The 15,834-nt window shown below is 64.4% G+C and carries 14 protein-coding genes; 6 read left to right on the forward strand and 8 right to left on the reverse strand.

The features are described from left to right. Window positions 1-48 precede the first annotated feature (48 nt). Entirely contained in the window at window positions 49-1,200 is a 1,152-nt protein-coding gene (locus tag ACVINW_RS24710) for an AGE family epimerase/isomerase (RefSeq protein WP_456753711.1), read from the forward strand. Between the two features lie 75 nt (window positions 1,201-1,275). On the opposite strand, the gene ACVINW_RS24715 is transcribed toward ACVINW_RS24710, so the two are convergent. The 6 genes from ACVINW_RS24715 to ACVINW_RS24740 form a co-directional block, all read right to left on the reverse strand. Next, window positions 1,276-2,115, reverse strand: a complete 840-nt coding sequence (locus ACVINW_RS24715) for an ABC transporter ATP-binding protein (RefSeq protein WP_456753712.1) — start codon at window positions 2,113-2,115, stop codon at window positions 1,276-1,278. Window positions 2,116-2,291: 176 nt separating this feature from the next. Further along, window positions 2,292-3,575 carry an ABC transporter substrate-binding protein gene (locus ACVINW_RS24720; RefSeq protein WP_456753713.1) on the reverse strand — a complete coding sequence of 428 codons (1,284 nt, stop codon included), beginning with the start codon at window positions 3,573-3,575 and terminating at the stop codon, window positions 2,292-2,294. Between the two features lie 51 nt (window positions 3,576-3,626). Continuing rightward, window positions 3,627-4,700: a branched-chain amino acid ABC transporter permease gene (locus ACVINW_RS24725; protein WP_456753714.1), complete on the reverse strand. Its 1,074-nt coding sequence runs from the start codon at window positions 4,698-4,700 to the stop codon at window positions 3,627-3,629. Between the two features lie 104 nt (window positions 4,701-4,804). After that, entirely contained in the window at window positions 4,805-5,698 is an 894-nt protein-coding gene (locus ACVINW_RS24730) for a branched-chain amino acid ABC transporter permease (protein WP_456753715.1), read from the reverse strand. A gap of 208 nt (window positions 5,699-5,906) precedes the next feature. Further along, window positions 5,907-7,835: an AMP-binding protein gene (locus ACVINW_RS24735; RefSeq protein WP_456753716.1), complete on the reverse strand. Its 1,929-nt coding sequence runs from the start codon at window positions 7,833-7,835 to the stop codon at window positions 5,907-5,909. After that, window positions 7,832-8,653 (reverse strand): ABC transporter ATP-binding protein, encoded by an 822-nt coding sequence (locus tag ACVINW_RS24740; protein WP_076858884.1) that lies wholly within the window; start codon window positions 8,651-8,653, stop codon window positions 7,832-7,834. The genes ACVINW_RS24735 and ACVINW_RS24740 overlap by 4 nt, the downstream gene beginning before the upstream one ends. Window positions 8,654-9,067: 414 nt before the next feature. Between ACVINW_RS24740 and ACVINW_RS24745 the strand changes: the two genes are divergently transcribed. From ACVINW_RS24745 to fcl, 3 genes are all read left to right on the forward strand, one after another. Then, the gene (locus ACVINW_RS24745; protein WP_456753717.1) at window positions 9,068-9,742 is read left to right on the forward strand and encodes a Crp/Fnr family transcriptional regulator; all 675 of its coding nucleotides are present in this window, start codon (window positions 9,068-9,070) and stop codon (window positions 9,740-9,742) included. Window positions 9,743-9,887: 145 nt separating this feature from the next. Beyond that, window positions 9,888-10,988: a GDP-mannose 4,6-dehydratase gene (gene gmd, locus ACVINW_RS24750; RefSeq protein WP_456753718.1), complete on the forward strand. Its 1,101-nt coding sequence runs from the start codon at window positions 9,888-9,890 to the stop codon at window positions 10,986-10,988. Next, window positions 10,969-11,925 (forward strand): GDP-L-fucose synthase, encoded by a 957-nt coding sequence (gene fcl, locus ACVINW_RS24755; RefSeq protein WP_456753719.1) that lies wholly within the window; start codon window positions 10,969-10,971, stop codon window positions 11,923-11,925. The genes gmd and fcl overlap by 20 nt, the downstream gene beginning before the upstream one ends. Window positions 11,926-12,025: 100 nt before the next feature. On the opposite strand, the gene ACVINW_RS24760 is transcribed toward fcl, so the two are convergent. After that, window positions 12,026-12,865: a uroporphyrinogen-III synthase gene (locus ACVINW_RS24760; protein ID WP_456753720.1), complete on the reverse strand. Its 840-nt coding sequence runs from the start codon at window positions 12,863-12,865 to the stop codon at window positions 12,026-12,028. Between the two features lie 137 nt (window positions 12,866-13,002). Here ACVINW_RS24760 and purU point away from each other — a divergent pair, with 137 nt between their 5' ends. Continuing rightward, the gene (purU, locus tag ACVINW_RS24765) at window positions 13,003-13,866 is read left to right on the forward strand and encodes a formyltetrahydrofolate deformylase (protein WP_456753721.1); all 864 of its coding nucleotides are present in this window, start codon (window positions 13,003-13,005) and stop codon (window positions 13,864-13,866) included. 57 nt (window positions 13,867-13,923) lie between these two features. Here purU and ACVINW_RS24770 read toward each other — a convergent pair whose 3' ends face one another. Continuing rightward, complete coding sequence (locus ACVINW_RS24770) at window positions 13,924-14,205, reverse strand: hypothetical protein (RefSeq protein ID WP_456753722.1); 282 nt, start codon at window positions 14,203-14,205, stop codon at window positions 13,924-13,926. 362 nt (window positions 14,206-14,567) lie between these two features. On the opposite strand from ACVINW_RS24770, the gene ACVINW_RS24775 reads away from it, so the two are divergent. Continuing rightward, window positions 14,568-15,746 carry an ABC transporter substrate-binding protein gene (locus ACVINW_RS24775; protein WP_456753723.1) on the forward strand — a complete coding sequence of 393 codons (1,179 nt, stop codon included), beginning with the start codon at window positions 14,568-14,570 and terminating at the stop codon, window positions 15,744-15,746. The last annotated feature ends 88 nt before the right edge of the window (window positions 15,747-15,834 follow it).

The following is a 15,834-nucleotide window of genomic DNA, read 5'->3' on the forward strand; positions in this document are numbered from 1 at the left end:
TGCTATCAGACGGTGACCGCTGACAGTGGGACGGTTCCAGGAAGCACGATGGCTGAGGCAGAGAGCGTTGCGGCGGACGGGGCCGCCGATGTCGTCGCGAGATTGAAGCGCCGCATCATCGACCAGGCGCTGCCGCTGTGGTCGACCACCGGCTGGGACGGCACCGCCGGCGGCTTCGTCGACCGGTTGCGTCAGGATGGGACAGCTGATCACGCGGCGCCGCGCCGGGTCATGGTGCAGGCGCGCCAGATTTATTGCTACGCCAAGGCGGCCCAGCTGGGCTGGTATCCGGACGGGCGCGCGATCGCGCTGGAGGGGCTGGACTACCTGCTGGCCAAGGCCAAGGCGCCCGACGGCCGGCCGGGCTTCGTCTACAGCCTGACCGCGGAAGGCAGCGTGCTCGACCCGCTGCGCGACACCTATGGCCATGCCTTCATCCTGCTCGCGCTGGCGACCGTCTATGGCCTCGAGCAGGACGCGCAGGTCCGCGCCGAGATCGATGCGCTGCTGGCGTTTCTCGATACGCAGCTGCGCTCGTCCCATGGCGGTTTTCACGAGGGCTTGCCGCCGTCGATGCCGCGCCGGCAGAACCCGCAGATGCATCTGTTCGAGGCGATGATCGCCTGCTTCGACGCGACCCACGATCTGTCGTTCCAGAACCGCGCCGGCGATTTCTTCGCGCTGTTCCTGGCCAATCTCTACGACAAGCAGACGCGCACCCTCGGCGAATATTTCGAGGAGGACTGGTCGAAGATCCCGCCGGTCAGCGTCGAGCCGGGGCACCTCGCGGAGTGGATCTGGCTGCTGAAGGGATTTGAGCGCATCACCGGCTGCCCCACCGGGCGCCCGCGCGGCGAACTGCTGGCCTCGGCGTTGCGCTATCGCGACGCCGCCACCGGCTGCCTTGTCGACGAGGGCGATGCCGAGGGCAACATTCGCCGCCACACCAGGCGGCTGTGGCCGCAGAGCGAGCTGGCGAAAGCCTGGACGGCGCAGGCGGAGTCGGGCGAAGCCGGCGCCGCGGACGAGGCGCGCGCGGCGCTGGTGCTGCTGGAGCGGCATTATCTCAGCCATCCGGTGGCCGGCGGCTGGTACGACCAGTTCGACCGTGACGGCAATTCGCTGGTCGCCACGATCCCGGCGTCGTCGTTCTACCATGTGCTCTGCGCGGTCACCGAAGCCGAGCAGGTGCTCGGCTAGAACCGTCTTGATGGCTGCAAGCGCTTTCTGCACGCGAACTGGTCCTCAACTCCGCGCGAAAAGCGCGCCATGGCCTCACAGCCAGCGCTTGCGCCGCTTGAAGCTCTTCAAATTCTTGAAGCTCTTGCGCTGGTCGCCGGCGCCGCCGAGGTAGAACTCCTTGACGTCCTCATTGTCGCGCAGCTCGTCGGCGGAGCCGTCGAGCACCACCTTGCCCTGTTCCATGATGTAGCCGTGGCTCGCGACCGACAGCGCGGCGCGCGCGTTCTGCTCGACCAAGAGGATCGTGACGCCGAGATCGCGGTTGATCTCCTTGATGATCGCGAATACTTCCTTGACCAGCAGCGGCGACAGCCCCATCGACGGCTCGTCCATCAGGATCATCTTCGGGCGTGCCATCAGCGCACGACCGATCGCAAGCATCTGCTGCTCGCCGCCGGAGAGATAGCCGGCGAGCCCGGTGCGCTCCTTCAGGCGCGGGAAATATTTGAACACCATGTCGATATCATCAGAGACCTCGCCGTCGCGCCGGGTGAAGGCGCCGAGCCGCAGATTCTCCAGCGACGTCATGTCGGCGACGATGCGGCGGCCCTCCATCACCTGGAAGATGCCGCGGCGGACGATCTTGTCCGGATCGATGCCGTTGATGCGCTGGCCCTCAAACAGGATCTCGCCGCGGGTGACCTCGCCATCCTCGGTCTTGAGCAGGCCGGAGATCGCCTTCAGCGTGGTCGACTTGCCGGCGCCGTTGGCGCCGAGCAGCGCCACGATCGCGCCCTTCGGCACCCCGAGGCTGAGGCCGCGCAGCACCAGGATGACGTCGTCATAGACGACCTCGATGTTGTTGACGCTGAGCAGCGGCGGCGGCGGGACGGCCGTCGGCACCGGGCGGGTGGCTTCGAGGGTTTCGTTCATCTCGATTATTCTCCGCTGTCGTCACCCGCGCCTCGTGCGCAACAGCGCAGTAGAGCGGGTGACCCAGTATTCCAGAGGCGCCAGAGACCAAACGAGAGGCCGCGGCGTACTGGATCCCCCGCTTTCGGGGGGATGACGATTGTTGTCGAGGCTGCGCTGGTGCCGGCCTCACGACCTCACCAGCCAAACCATTCCGGCTTGCGCGGCAGTTCGACGGTCTTCACCTTCTCGAGCTTGATCGTGCCCTTGGCCATCAGGTCGTTGATGTCGCCATCGGTCGCGCCCGAGACCTTCGAGCGATAGAGATCGACCTTCGTGGTCGGGCGGTGATCTTTCTCCGTCCAGGTCGAGGGATTGCAGACGCCGTCCATGCCTGCCGGCACCCAGTCCTTCTTCTGGTAAAAGCCCTTGGCGACGTTCTCGCCGGTAGCGCCGCCATTCTTGACGGCCCAGTCGAGCGCTTCCTTCAGATAGAGCGCGCTGCAGACCGCGGCGATGTAGTGCACGGGCCGATAGACCTTGCCCGACGGGTCGGACATCTTGGAGATCTCCATCACCGTCTTCATGCCGGGCGCGTTGCCGCCCCAGCTCACCGCCGTGCGCAACGGGAAGATGACGCCGTCGGCTGCATCGCCGGCGGTCTTCGCCGCATTCTCATCCATGCCCCAGACATTGCCGAGGAACTGAACGTCGACGCCGGCGGTCTTGCAGGCCTTCAGCACCGAGATGTTCGAGGCCGCCGTGTTGCCGAGATAGGCATAGTTCGCGCCGGAGCTCTTCAGGCTGAGGCATTGTGCCGAGTAGTCGCCGGGCGAGAGCGCGAACACCAGCGGCGGCAGCACTTCGAAGCCGAGCTCGGTCGCAAGCGCTTCGCCGGCCGCCTTGGGGGCGTTCGGATAGGGATGGTTGGCGCCCATATGAACGAATTTCGGCTTGCCCGGCTTGCCCTTTGACTTCCAGTCCTCGGCGGCCCAGGTCAGCATTGCGCGCATCGAGTCCGAATAGCTCGGACCATAGAAGAAATTATACGGTGCGGGCTTGGCCTTGCCGCTGGTGCCTTCCGGATCGGTCAGCGCGGCCGCATAGGAGCCGGAGATGTCCGGGATCTTGTCCTGCGCCAGAAAGCCGGTGAGGGCTTCGGTGTCTGCCGTGCCCCAGCCCATGATTGCGGCGACCTTGCCGTCGGGCGCCGACCACTTCTTGTACAGCGCGATCGCGCGCGGAACCTGGTAGCCGTAGTCGTTGCTGTCGACATTGAGCTGTTTGCCGCCGATGCCGCCGTTCTTGTTGACCCAGGCAAACGTATCGGCGACGCCCTGGCCATAGGGCGTGCCGACGTCGGAGGTGCCGCCGGAGAGGTCCTGCAGATGGCCGATGGCGATCTGCGCCTGTGCGGTGGCGGCTGCGCTGCTGATCAGCAGCGCGAGGGAGACCGAGCTCAAAAGGGATCTAATCGTCATTGTTGTTTCCTCCTGCTTATTCGTTGAACCGAATTTGAGTTGCTCGATGCGTCAGTGCGAGAACGGATAAAGCTTCCAGTAGGCCTTGATCTGCCGCCAGCGATGCGCGAGGCCATCAGGCTCGAACATCAGGAAGCCGATGATGATCAGGCCGATCGCGATCTCGCGCAGGAAGGTGATGTTGTTGTTGAGCTGCAGCGCCTTGTCGATGGCGCCGCCCTTCAGCCAGGCGCTCAGCCACTCCATCGATTCCGGCAGCAGCACCACGAAGGCCGTGCCCATCAGCGTGCCCATCACCGAGCCGGTGCCGCCGATGATGACCATGGCGAGGAACAGCACCGAGCGCTCGATACCAAAGCCTTCCTGGGACACGACGAGCTGATAATGCGCATAGAGCGCGCCCGCGATGCCGGCAAAGAACGCGGCCAGCCCGAACGACAGCGTCCGGTACTTGGTCAGGTTGATGCCCATGATCTCGGCGGAGAGATAGTGGTCGCGGATCGCGACCAGCGCGCGGCCGTCGCGGGTGCGCATCAGGTTGGTGACGAGCAGATAGCTGACCACCATGTAGGCGAGCACGACGTAGAAATACTGCCGGTCGCCGCGCAGGGTGTAGCCGAAGATCGAGAAAGGGTTGGCGCTGGCCGGCACGGAGCCGCCCGAGAACCATTCGGCGCGCGAGAAGAAGTCGAGCAGGATGTACTGCGCGGCGAGCGTCGCGATGACGAGGTAGAGCCCTTTCAGCCGCGCCGCCGGCACGCCGAAGATCAGACCGACCAGCGCTGTGATCACGCCGGCGAGGGGGATGGCGAAGAACACCGGGATCGGCGCGTTGTTGGAGATGTAGGCCGAGGTGAAGGCGCCGAACAGGAAGAACGCGGCATGGCCGATCGAGATCTGACCGGTGAAGCCGACCAGGACGTTGAGACCGAGGGCCGCGATCGCGAAGATGCCGATCTGGATCGCGATCGAGAGCAGGTAATTGGACAGCAGCATCGGCGCGAAGCAGGCGAGCACGATGCCGAGGATCGCGAAATTGCGGCTGGTCGCGGTCGGGAAGATGGTGGTGTCGGCCGCATAGCTGGTGCGGAAATCGCCTGACGGAATGAGGGTGCTCGTTGCCATGGGGCTCTATTGTGCTCCCTGCCGGAGTGAAGTCATCGTCACGCCCCTTTTTGTCTGGGCATGGTCGTTTCCGAAAACCGGTTTCCACTTTTCGGCGACCATGCCTAGACCCGCTCGATGTCCTTGGTGCCGAACAGGCCGTACGGCTTGATCATCAGGATGATGATCAGGACGTAGAACGGCGCAATCTCGTAGAGATTGCCCCAGTGCAGATACTGGCTGTCGACATATTGGGCGACGTTTTCCAACAGTCCGATGATGATGCCGCCGAGCACGGCGCCGCCGACCGAGTCGAGCCCGCCGAGGATGGCGGCCGGAAACACCTTGATGCCGTAGGCGGAGAGGCCGGACGATACGCCGTTGACCACCGCGACCACGACGCCGGCGACTGCCGAGACCGTGGCCGAAATCGCCCAGGCCATCGCGAACACGCTCTTCACGGAGATGCCGAGCGACTGCGCGACCTGCTGGTTGAAGGCGGTGGCGCGCATCGCAAGGCCGTATTTGGAGGCGCGGAAGAACCAGGCCATGCCGACCATCATGGCGAGCGAGACCACGAGGCTCATGACATAGACGGTCTGGATCTGCAGCCCGAACAGGCTGACTGACTGGCTCTGGAAGATATGCGGGAACGGCTGCGGGTTGACGCCGAAGATCCACTTCAGCGCGGCCTGGAACACCGTCGAGAGTCCGATCGTCACCATGATGACCGAGATGATCGGCTCGCCGATCATCGGACGCAGGATCACGACCTGGATCGCGATGCCGAAGATGAACATGAACACCAGCGTGATCGGCATGCCGATCCAGAACGGTAGCTGGTATTTGGTCAGCAATGCCCAGCACACCCAGGCGCCGACCAGCAGCAGCTCTCCTTGCGCGAAATTCACGACCTGCGTCGCCTTGTAGATCAGCACGAACGACATGGCGACCACGCCATAAAGCGTGCCGACCACGAGGCCGTTGACGATCAGCTGGATCAGGAACTGGGTGTTCATGGGGTGTGGTAGCTCCGGACTGCGGCGGCTGCACCCTCTCCCCTTGTGGGAGAGGGTGGCTTCGCAAAGCGAAGCCGGGTGAGGGGTTGTCTCCGCATCGGGATTGTGGAGAGAGGACCCCTCACCGAAGCGAGTTCGTGTCTACCGGCAGTGCAGCCCTCTTCCACAAGGGGAGAGGGCGCATCAACTGCCATCGCTTGAGGCTGTCTCATTCCGCGGCCTCCGCGATGGCCGCGCGGCCGAGATCGACGACCTCGAGCGTGGTGCGGACGCGCTGCGTGGAGCCGTCCTGGAAGCGGATCACGGTGTCGACCGGGATTTTGGCCTTGCCGCGGTAGATCGCCTCGATGATGTCGGCGTATTTCTCGTTGATCACGCCGCGGCGGACTTTCCGGGTGCGCGTCAGCTCGCCGTCGTCGGCATCGAGCTCCTTGTACAGCAGCAGGAAGCGCGAGATGCGTTGCGCCGGCGGCAGGGTGGCGTTGACCGTCTCGACCTCTTTCTTCAGCAGCGCATAGACCTCGGGGCGCGAGGACAGGTCGGTGTAGGTCGTGAACGAGATCCGGTTCTTCTCGGCCCATTTCGAGATGATCGAGTAGCGGATGCAGATCATTGCGGCGAGCGCGTCGCGGCCGGCGCCGAGCACGACCGCCTCGGCGACATAGGGCGAGAACTTCAGCTTGTTCTCGATATATTGCGGCGAGAAACGCTCGCCGCGCGAGGTCTCGGCGAGATCCTTGATGCGGTCGATCACCACGAGCTGCCGGTTGTCGTTGTAGTAGCCGGCGTCGCCCGAATGCATCCAGCCGTCCTTGATGTCGGCGGCCGAGGCGTCCGGGTTCTTGTAATAGCCGTGGAACATGTTGGGGTGCCGCACCACGATCTCGCCGACGCCGTTGACGTCGGGATTGTCGATGCGGATCTCGATGTTGTCGGCCATCGGCACGCCTGTCGTGTCGGGGTCGACTTTGCCCGCGGGATGCAGCGTGTAGGCGCCGAGCAGCTCGGTCTGGCCATACAGTGTCCGCAGCGGCACGCCCATCGCCTGGAAGAACTTGAAGGTATCCGGCCCGAGCGCCGCGCCGCCGGTCGCCGCCGAGCGCAGCCGGGTGAAGCCAAGCCGGTCGCGCAGCGCGCGGAACAGGAGCTGGTCGGCGAAAACAGAGCGCTTGCCCTCGGCGAGCGCCGCAAGCCCGGTCTTCATGCCGAGCTCGTAGAGGCGCTGCTTGAACGGCGAGGCATCCATTACGCCGGCACGGACGTCGGCCGCGATCGATTCCCAGACCCGCGGCGCGAACAGCACGAAGGTCGGTGCGATCTCGCGGAAGTCGTGCATCATGGTGTCGGGCTCTTCGACGAAATTGACCTTCATCCGGGAGAGCAGCGCTTTGCCCAGTGCGTAGATCTGCTCCATGATCCAGGGCAGCGGCAGCACCGAGACATATTCGTCGTCCGGCCCTTTCGGATCGAAGGCAAGATAGGTCGCGCAGTGCCGCAGCACGCGTCCGGCCGAAAGCATCGCGAGCTTCGGGTTGGCCGTCGTGCCCGAGGTGGTGCAGAGGATCGCGACGTCCTCGCCATCAGTGGCGTCGACCAGCCGGTCGTACAGGCCAGGCTCGCGCGCGGCGCGGTCGCGGCCGAGTTCGACGAGCTTGTTCGCCTCCATCAGGCGCGGATCGTCGTATTTGCGCATGCCGCGCGGGTCGGAATAGATGATGTGCTTGAGATGCGGCACCCGGTCGGCAAGGCCGAGCAGCTTGTCGACCTGCTCCTCGTCCTCCGCGAACACCAGCTTGGCCTCGCCATAGGTCAGGAGGTAGGCGGCTTCCTCGTCCAGCACGTCGCGGTAAAGGCCGAGGCTCAACGCGCCGATGGCGTGGCTAGCGATCTCGGCGGCGACCCAATCCGGCCGGTTGTCGCCGATGATGCCGATCACGTCGCCGCGGCCGAGGCCGAGTTCGACCATGCCGAGCGCGAAATCACGGGTGCGCGTCTGGTGGTCGTTCCAGGTGAATTCACGCCACAGCCCGAAATCCTTCTCGCGCAGCGCGATTTCGTTGCCGTGCTCCCTGGCGTTGAGGCGCAGCATCTTGGGGAAGGTGTCGGCCTGCGCGGCCCGACCGGCATAGTCCATCATGCCGCGCTCTCCCGCACCGCCGGCTTGTCGTCCGGATCGACCAGTGCCTCGTCCTCTTCGCCGAGATAGGCGCGCTTGACGTGGGGGTCGGCGAGCACGGTGGCCGGATCGCCCTCGGCGATCTTGCGGCCGAAATCGAGCACCATGACGCGGTGGGAAATGTCCATCACGACGCCCATGTCGTGCTCGATCATCATCACCGTCATGCCGAACTCTTCGTTGAGATCGACGATGTAGCGCGCCATGTCTTCCTTCTCTTCGAAGTTCATTCCGGCCATCGGCTCGTCGAGCAGGATCAGTTGCGGCTCGAGCGCCATCGCGCGGGCGAGCTCGACGCGCTTGCGCAGGCCGTAGGGCAGGGTGCCGGCGGTCGCCTTGCGGACCGACTGCAGGTCGAGGAAGTCGATGATTTCCTCGACCTTGCGGCGGTGCTCCAGCTCCTCGCGGCGGGCGCCGGTCAGCCAGTACAGCGAGCCCGTGATGAAATTGTTCTTCAGGAGGTGATGGCGGCCGACCATGATGTTGTCGAGCACGCTCATGTGGTGGAACAACGCGAGGTTCTGAAAGGTCCGGCCGATGCCGAGCCGGGGCCGTGCGTTCGGGGTGAGGCCGGTGATGTCCTGGCCACGGTAGAACAGCTGGCCTTCGGTGGGGCGGTAGCGGCCGGAGATGCAGTTGACGATCGAGGTCTTGCCGGCGCCGTTCGGGCCGATGATGGAGAACAGCTCGCCCTCGTTGACGCCGAAGCTCACCTCGGTCAACGCGCGGACGCCGCCAAAGCGCAATGAGACTCCGCGCACCTCGAGACTGTTGGCCACCCTGTTCCCTCCAGATACGGGCGCTTTGGTGCGCTCTTTATCTTTCGCTTCGATCTTGCCTCGATCTTATACGGGCCGCCGAAGGGAGACCATCCGACTAATGATGCCGGCGTTCGGGAGCATCGCTTGCCCCGATCGCCTGCATCATGCGCGGTAACGCCGCAGCCTGCCTGCAAGCCCGTCTCTCGCGTCGTCCGCTGTCCGCGATCCATCGAGGAGCGGCGCGCGGCGTTACGCGAGGTGGCTCTGAATACGAGAAAGCGATAGGTTGAATTGTCATGTGCCCGACAATTGGCCAGGAATTTTCGCTGGCATTCCAGGAGGCGGGTTCCTGACTTTGCGCACGACTTGGCGTACGGCATTGCTGCGGTGCAATATCGTGTCCGGTCTTTGGGGTGGGGTGCCGTCGCTAGAATGATCGCTGCTGATTACCTGAAGCGCATCGCGGCCTGGTCGCGCGAACTGAGCGAGCACGAAATCGAAATCGCGCGCGCCGGCATTTCCGAGAAATCCTACCGCGCCAACGAATTCATCTTCATGCGGGGCGACAACTTCCAGTATTGGACCGGCATCGTGACCGGGCTGGCGCGCATGGGCATCGTCTCGCGCGGCGGCAAGGCCGCGAGCTTCGCAGGCCTCACCGCCGGCGCGTGGTTCGGCGAGGGCACCGTCCTCAAGAACGAGACGCGGCGCTACGACGTGGTCGCGCTGCGCGACACGCGGCTGGCGATGATGGACCGTCGGACCTTCGTCTGGCTGTTCGAGAACAGCGTCGGCTTCAACCGCTTCCTGGTGGGACAGCTCAACGAACGGCTCGGCCAGTTCATCGCGCTGCTCGAATATGGCCGCACGCTGGACGCAACCGCGCGTCTGGCGCGCTCGATCGCCTCGCTGTTCAATCCGATTCTCTACCCCGAACTCACCCTGCACCTCGAGATCACCCAGGAGGAGATCGGGGCGCTGTCGGGAATCTCCCGCCAGAACGCCAACCAGTGCCTGAAGCGGCTCGAGCGCGAGGGGCTGCTGCGGCTCGAATATGGCGGGGTGACGATCATCGAGCTCGACCGGCTGCGCCACTATGGGGAGTGACCGGCGCCGGGGCCGGACCGAGCCGTTTTCGGATGCTCTAAAGTCCTGATCTTTCAAATGATTAAGCCATTAGACTTGGAGCGGGCCGGATGCTACAGACCGCCCTCGTCGGGACCGCGCGGGTTTCGCGCTCTCTGGAGATGACATGGCGGTTCAAGGTTCGGCGGCTCAGGACTCAAGGCGGCGCGTTGCGCTGATCACCGGCGTGACCGGGCAGGACGGCGCGTATCTCGCCGAATATCTGCTCGGGCTCGGCTACACCGTGCACGGGATCAAGCGTCGTTCGTCCTCGTTCAACACCGCGCGCGTCGACCATCTCTACCAGGACCCGCATATCGGCAACGTGCCGTTCCTGATGCACTACGGCGACATGACCGATTCGACCAATCTGATCCGCCTGGTGCAGCAGATCCGGCCGACCGAGATCTACAACCTCGCGGCCCAAAGCCACGTCCAGGTCAGTTTCGAGAGCCCGGAATACACTGCCAACGCGGACGCGATCGGCGTGCTGCGGCTGCTCGAGGCGATCCGCATCCTCGGCATGGAAAAGGAGACCCGGTTCTACCAGGCCTCGACCTCGGAGCTTTACGGCCTCGTGCAGGAAGTGCCGCAGAAGGAGACCACGCCGTTCTATCCGCGCTCGCCCTACGGCGTCGCCAAGCTCTACGGCTACTGGATCACGGTGAACTACCGTGAGGCCTATGGCATGTTCGCCAGCAACGGCATCCTGTTCAACCACGAGAGCCCGATCCGCGGCGAGACCTTCGTGACGCGGAAGATCACGCGCGGCGTCGCCCGCATCGAGCTCGGACTGGACAGCAAGCTCTATCTCGGCAATCTCGATGCCAAGCGCGACTGGGGCCACGCCCGCGACTATGTCGAGGGCATGCACCGGATCCTGCAGGTCGACGAGCCCGGCGATTTCGTGCTTGCGACCGGCGAGACGCGGTCGGTCCGCGAATTCGTCGAGCTGGCGTTTGCGGAGGTCGGCCGCAGCATCGAATGGCGCGGCAAGGGCATCGAGGAGGTCGGTCTCGACAAGGCCACCGGCAACACGCTGGTGCAGATCGATCCGACCTACTTCCGTCCGACCGAGGTCGATCTCTTGATCGGCGACGCCAGCAAGGCGCGCGCCACGCTCGGCTGGGCGCCGAAGACGTCGTTCGTGCAACTGGTGAAGGAAATGGTCGCCGGCGATCTCGTCGAGGCCAGGCAGGATGCGGCCAATGCCAAGCACGGCGTTTGAACTCAAAGGCAAGACGGTTTTCGTTGCCGGCCATCGCGGCATGGTCGGCTCGGCGCTGATGCGTCGGCTGTCGCGCGAAGACACCGATCTGCTGACGATATCGCGCAGCGAGGTCGATCTGCGCGACCAGGCTGCGGTCCATGGCTGGTTTGCCGCCAAGCGGCCGCAGGCGGTGTTTCTTGCCGCCGCCAAGGTCGGCGGCATCGTTGCCAACAACACGCTGCGGGCCGAATTCCTCTACGACAATCTGGCGATCGCAACCAACGTGATCCAGGCGGCTCACGCCAATGGCTGCGAGAAGCTGATGTTCTTCGGCTCGTCCTGCATCTATCCGCGCCTGGCGGCGCAGCCGCTGCGCGAGGATTCGATGCTGACCGGCCCGCTGGAGCCGACCAACGAGCCCTATGCGATCGCCAAGATCGCCGGCATCAAGATGGCCGAGGCCTATCGCAGCCAGTATGGCTCGGACTTCATCAGCGTGATGCCGACCAATCTCTACGGTCCCGGCGACAATTACCATCCTGAATACAGCCACGTCGTCGCGGCGCTGATCCGCCGTTTCCATGAGGCCAAGGTCTCCGGCGCCGGCAATGTCGTGGTGTGGGGCACCGGCACGCCTCGCCGCGAATTCCTCTATGTCGACGATCTCGCCGACGCCTGCATCCATCTGATGAAGACCTACTCCTCGCCGGAACTGGTCAACATCGGTACTGGCGAGGACATCACCATTGCCGAATTCGCCCGCGTGGTTGCCGCCACGGTCGGCTATCGCGGCGAGATCAGCTTCGACACCTCGCGCCCGGACGGCACGCCGCGCAAGCTGCTTGACGTCGGCCGGCTCACCAAGCTCGGCTGGCGCGCCTCGACCTCGCTCGAGGATGGTATCAAGCGCGCGTACCAAGCCTATCTGAGCGAAACCAAGCAGGCGGCTGAGTAGTTTCGACTGCCTCCACGCCGTCATTGCGAGCGGAGCGAAGCAATCCATTGCGCCGCGTAGACGTGGATTGCTTCGCTCCTCGCAATGACGCCTGTTGCGGCTACTTGGCAGCGCGTGGCGGCGCCTTTGCCAACGCCACCGCCATCGCCGAGATCAGCGGCTTCATGAAGAACGCATCGTTCGCCGGATAAATATCGGTGGGCAGACCATAGGCCTTCAACTCGTCCGATACCACCGGCCCGACGGACGCGATCGGCGTCTGCTTCAGCCCCTCGCGCAATTGCGCCTCGCATTTGTGTGCCTGCGCCACCTCGATCAGGCGGCGAACCTGGCCCGAACTGGTCAGCGCGATGGCGTCGATGCGGCCCTGCGCCATCTCCCCGATCGCGGTGACGATGTTGGCGTCGGCGGCTTGCGCGTCATAGACATAGGGCAGCACCGGATCGACCTCGGCGCCCTGCGCCTCGATCGCGCCGATCAGGGTGGCGTGGTCCTTGTCCGGATAGAGCTGCAAGCCGAGCCGATGTCCTCTCAGGTCGAGCTTCGACAGCATCTCGGCGACGCCTTCCGAGGTCGGCTTCTCGGTCGTCATCTGCGGCTCCAGTCCGATCTCGCGCAGCGCCCGGCCAGGCTTGGGGCCGCGGGCGAATTTGCGCGCGTTGCCGAGGCTGCCGACAAACTCCGCCTCGACCCCGATCCGGCGCACAACCTTCATCAGCCGGCGCAGGCCTTCCCCCGTCATCAGCACGAGGTCGTCGAACGGCCGCTCGACGACGCGGCGGATCCAGGCCTCGATCGGGGCCGGATCCGGCGCGTCGTGGATGGTGAACATCGGGCATTGCAGCACGTCGGCGCCCTGCTCGGCGAGCAGGCGGGAAAACTGCGCTTCCTCGCGCGTCTCGAGGATCAGGATGCGGTAGCCGTTCAGCCGGTCAGCCATGATGGTCCTTAAACTAACATTGCCGTCATTTGTTCGATTTGAACCCTGCGGCGGGATTGGCGCAAGGCCGCCCCCGGTGATAGACGAGGGCCGAAAATGACTGTTCCACTCATCTGCTCAAGCTTTGGTCAATTGGCATGCCCGACCATCAATTTGTTCTGACCCTGTCCTGTCCCGACCGGCCCGGGATCGTTTCCGCGGTCTCGACCTTCCTCGCGCATAACGGCCAGAACATCCTGGACGCCCAGCAGTTCGACGATATGGAGACCGGCAAGTTCTTCATGCGCGTGGTGTTCACCGCCGCCGACCTCGCGGTCGGGCTGTCGGCGCTGCAAACCGGTTTTGCCGCGATCGCCGAACGCTTCGGCATGGACTGGCAGATGCGCGATCGCGCCAGCCGCCGCCGGGTGATGCTGCTGGTGTCGAAGTCCGATCACTGCCTGGTCGACATCCTCTATCGCTGGCGCACCGGCGAGCTCGAGATGATCCCCACCGCGATCGTTTCCAATCACCCGCGCGAGACCTATGGCTCGCTCGATTTCGGCGATATCCCGTTCCATCATCTGCCGGTGACCAAAGAGACCAAGCGCCAGCAGGAAGACGCGGTGTGGAAGCTCGCCCAGGACACCCAGACCGACCTCGTGGTGCTGGCCCGCTACATGCAGATCCTGTCCGACGAGATGTCGGCGCGGCTGTCGGGCCGTTGCATCAACATCCATCATTCCTTCCTGCCGGGCTTCAAGGGCGCCAAGCCCTACCACCAGGCCCATGAGCGCGGCGTCAAGCTGATCGGCGCCACCGCGCATTACGTCACCAGCGATCTCGACGAGGGGCCGATCATCGACCAGGACGTCGAGCGCATCAGCCATCGCGACACGCCCGAAGATCTCGTGCGCAAGGGCCGCGATATCGAGCGCCGCGTGCTGGCGCGCGCGATCCGCTACCACCTCGCCGACCGCGTCATCCTCAACGGGCGCAAGACCGTGGTATTCGTGGACTGATTCGCGGTTCAAGCCGCCGCCACAACGCGGTGTAGACTTCGCGGCCCGATCCGACGCTCAGTGGGCAGCGTCCTGCGCCGGCGCTGCCGGCTTGGACGTGTCGTCGCCCCGCTCGGCCGCCGGCATCAGGCGCTTGCGTTCGCGCTCCTGCATGAACTTGTCGTATTCCGGCGTGCCCGCCCGCGGCGGCGCGTCTGCGGGCAGACCGCCGGCCCAGGCCGGAATGTAGTCGGCCATCCCGGCCGAGAGCTTCTGGTTCATGGTGCTGCATCCTCCGAGCGCGCAGGCCACGAGCGCGAGGGCAGTCAGGACAGGGATCGGGCGGATGAGGATCGGCATTGGCGGCAGGATACAGCCCTGGTCTTTATGGATGATGATCGCGGCAGCGACCGTTCGGCTGCAATTGTGCTTGTTTGTTGACACTGCGACGTTGTTTGTACGATCGTACAAATGAATCGAGCCGGGAGGCGTTGCGAGCGCGTGACCGGTTTCGTGGAGACATTGAGTTTTGCGAGACCGCTTTGGTATCATGATACTTTCGCTCGTGACCTGGTCGGACCTCGTCGCGCGCGACACACGTCGATCGTCCGATTGACAGAGGGCGCGGGGAGACGCCTTGTCGCGCGACATGCTTGGGTTATGGAAGGCACGAGCCGGGGACCAGGGCTCGATACAGAAGAATGGAAGGGGGAGGGATGTCGATGTTCAATCGTCGCAAAATGTTGCTGTGGGCCGCCGCCTCGGCGGTGCTTCCGGTGTGCGCCAGCGTGCCCGCGCAGGCGGACGACGCCGTCAAGATTGGCCTGATCCTGCCGATGACCGGCGGCCAGGCCTCGACCGGCAAGCAGATCGATAACGCCATCAAGCTCTATATGCAGCAGAAGGGCGACACCGTCGCCGGCAAGAAGATCGAGATCATCTTGAAGGACGACGCCGCGGTGCCCGACAACACCAAGCGGCTCGCACAGGAACTGATCGTCAACGACAAGGTCAATTTCATCGCCGGCTTCGGCGTGACGCCCGCGGCGCTTGCCGCGGCGCCGCTGGCGACGCAGGCCAAGATCCCGGAAGTCGTGATGGCGGCCGGCACTTCGATCATCACCGAGCGCTCGCCCTATATCGTGCGCACCAGCTTCACGCTGGCGCAGTCCTCCACCATCATCGGCGACTGGGCGGTCAAGAACGGCATCAAGAAGGTCGCGACGCTGACCTCCGATTACGCGCCCGGCAACGACGCGCTGACCTTCTTCAAGCAGCACTTCACCGCCGGCGGCGGCGAGATCGTGGAAGAGGTCAAGGTCCCGCTCGCCAATCCCGATTTCGCGCCGTTCCTGCAGCGCATGAAGGATGCCAAGCCCGACGCGATGTTCGTGTTCGTGCCGGCGGGGCAGGGCGGCAACTTCATGAAGCAATATGCCGAGCGCGGGCTCGACAAGAGCGGCATCAAGGTGATCGGCCCCGGCGACGTGATGGACGACGACCTGCTCAACAACATGGGCGATGCCGCGCTTGGCGCAGTGACGGCGCATCTTTATTCTGCGGCGCATCCGTCCGCAATGAACAAGGATTTCGTCGCCGCCTACAAGAAGGCGTTCGGCAACCGTCCGGGCTTCATGGCGGTCAGCGGCTATGACGGCATCCATTTGATCTACGAGGCGCTGAAGAAGACGGGTGGCGCGACCGACGGCGACAAGCTGATCGAGGCGATGAAGGGCATGAAGTGGGAAAGCCCGCGCGGCCCGATCTCGATCGACCCGGAAACCCGCGACATCGTCCAGAACATCTACATCCGCAAGGTCGAGAAGGTCGATGGCGAGCTTTACAATGTCGAGTTCGCGACCTTCGAGGCCGTCAAGGATTCCGGCAAGACCAAGAAGTGACGCGCGAAGCTCCGCCTCCCTCCACGTCATCGCCGGACAAGCCGGCCATGACGTTCCACGCGACGTGGTGTCCTTTGCGTCCTCTCGG

It is taken from the genome of Bradyrhizobium sp. USDA 4461, from assembly GCF_054055655.1.

Bases quoted from the DNA above. Each gene is read 5' to 3' on its own strand.
- fcl (WP_456753719.1), top strand. From the start codon at position 10,969: ATGCCAAGCACGGCGTTTGAACTCAAAGGCAAGACGGTTTTCGTTGCC.
- ACVINW_RS24725 (WP_456753714.1), bottom strand. From the start codon at position 4,700: ATGGCAACGAGCACCCTCATTCCGTCAGGCGATTTCCGCACCAGCTAT.
- ACVINW_RS24775 (WP_456753723.1), top strand. From the start codon at position 14,568: ATGTTCAATCGTCGCAAAATGTTGCTGTGGGCCGCCGCCTCGGCGGTG.
- ACVINW_RS24760 (WP_456753720.1), bottom strand. From the start codon at position 12,865: ATGGCTGACCGGCTGAACGGCTACCGCATCCTGATCCTCGAGACGCGC.
- ACVINW_RS24710 (WP_456753711.1), top strand. From the start codon at position 49: ATGGCTGAGGCAGAGAGCGTTGCGGCGGACGGGGCCGCCGATGTCGTC.
- ACVINW_RS24770 (WP_456753722.1), bottom strand. From the start codon at position 14,205: ATGCCGATCCTCATCCGCCCGATCCCTGTCCTGACTGCCCTCGCGCTC.
- purU (WP_456753721.1), top strand. From the start codon at position 13,003: ATGCCCGACCATCAATTTGTTCTGACCCTGTCCTGTCCCGACCGGCCC.
- ACVINW_RS24745 (WP_456753717.1), top strand. From the start codon at position 9,068: ATGATCGCTGCTGATTACCTGAAGCGCATCGCGGCCTGGTCGCGCGAA.
- ACVINW_RS24720 (WP_456753713.1), bottom strand. From the start codon at position 3,575: ATGACGATTAGATCCCTTTTGAGCTCGGTCTCCCTCGCGCTGCTGATC.
- ACVINW_RS24730 (WP_456753715.1), bottom strand. From the start codon at position 5,698: ATGAACACCCAGTTCCTGATCCAGCTGATCGTCAACGGCCTCGTGGTC.
- gmd (WP_456753718.1), top strand. From the start codon at position 9,888: ATGGCGGTTCAAGGTTCGGCGGCTCAGGACTCAAGGCGGCGCGTTGCG.
- ACVINW_RS24735 (WP_456753716.1), bottom strand. From the start codon at position 7,835: ATGATGGACTATGCCGGTCGGGCCGCGCAGGCCGACACCTTCCCCAAG.
- ACVINW_RS24715 (WP_456753712.1), bottom strand. From the start codon at position 2,115: ATGAACGAAACCCTCGAAGCCACCCGCCCGGTGCCGACGGCCGTCCCG.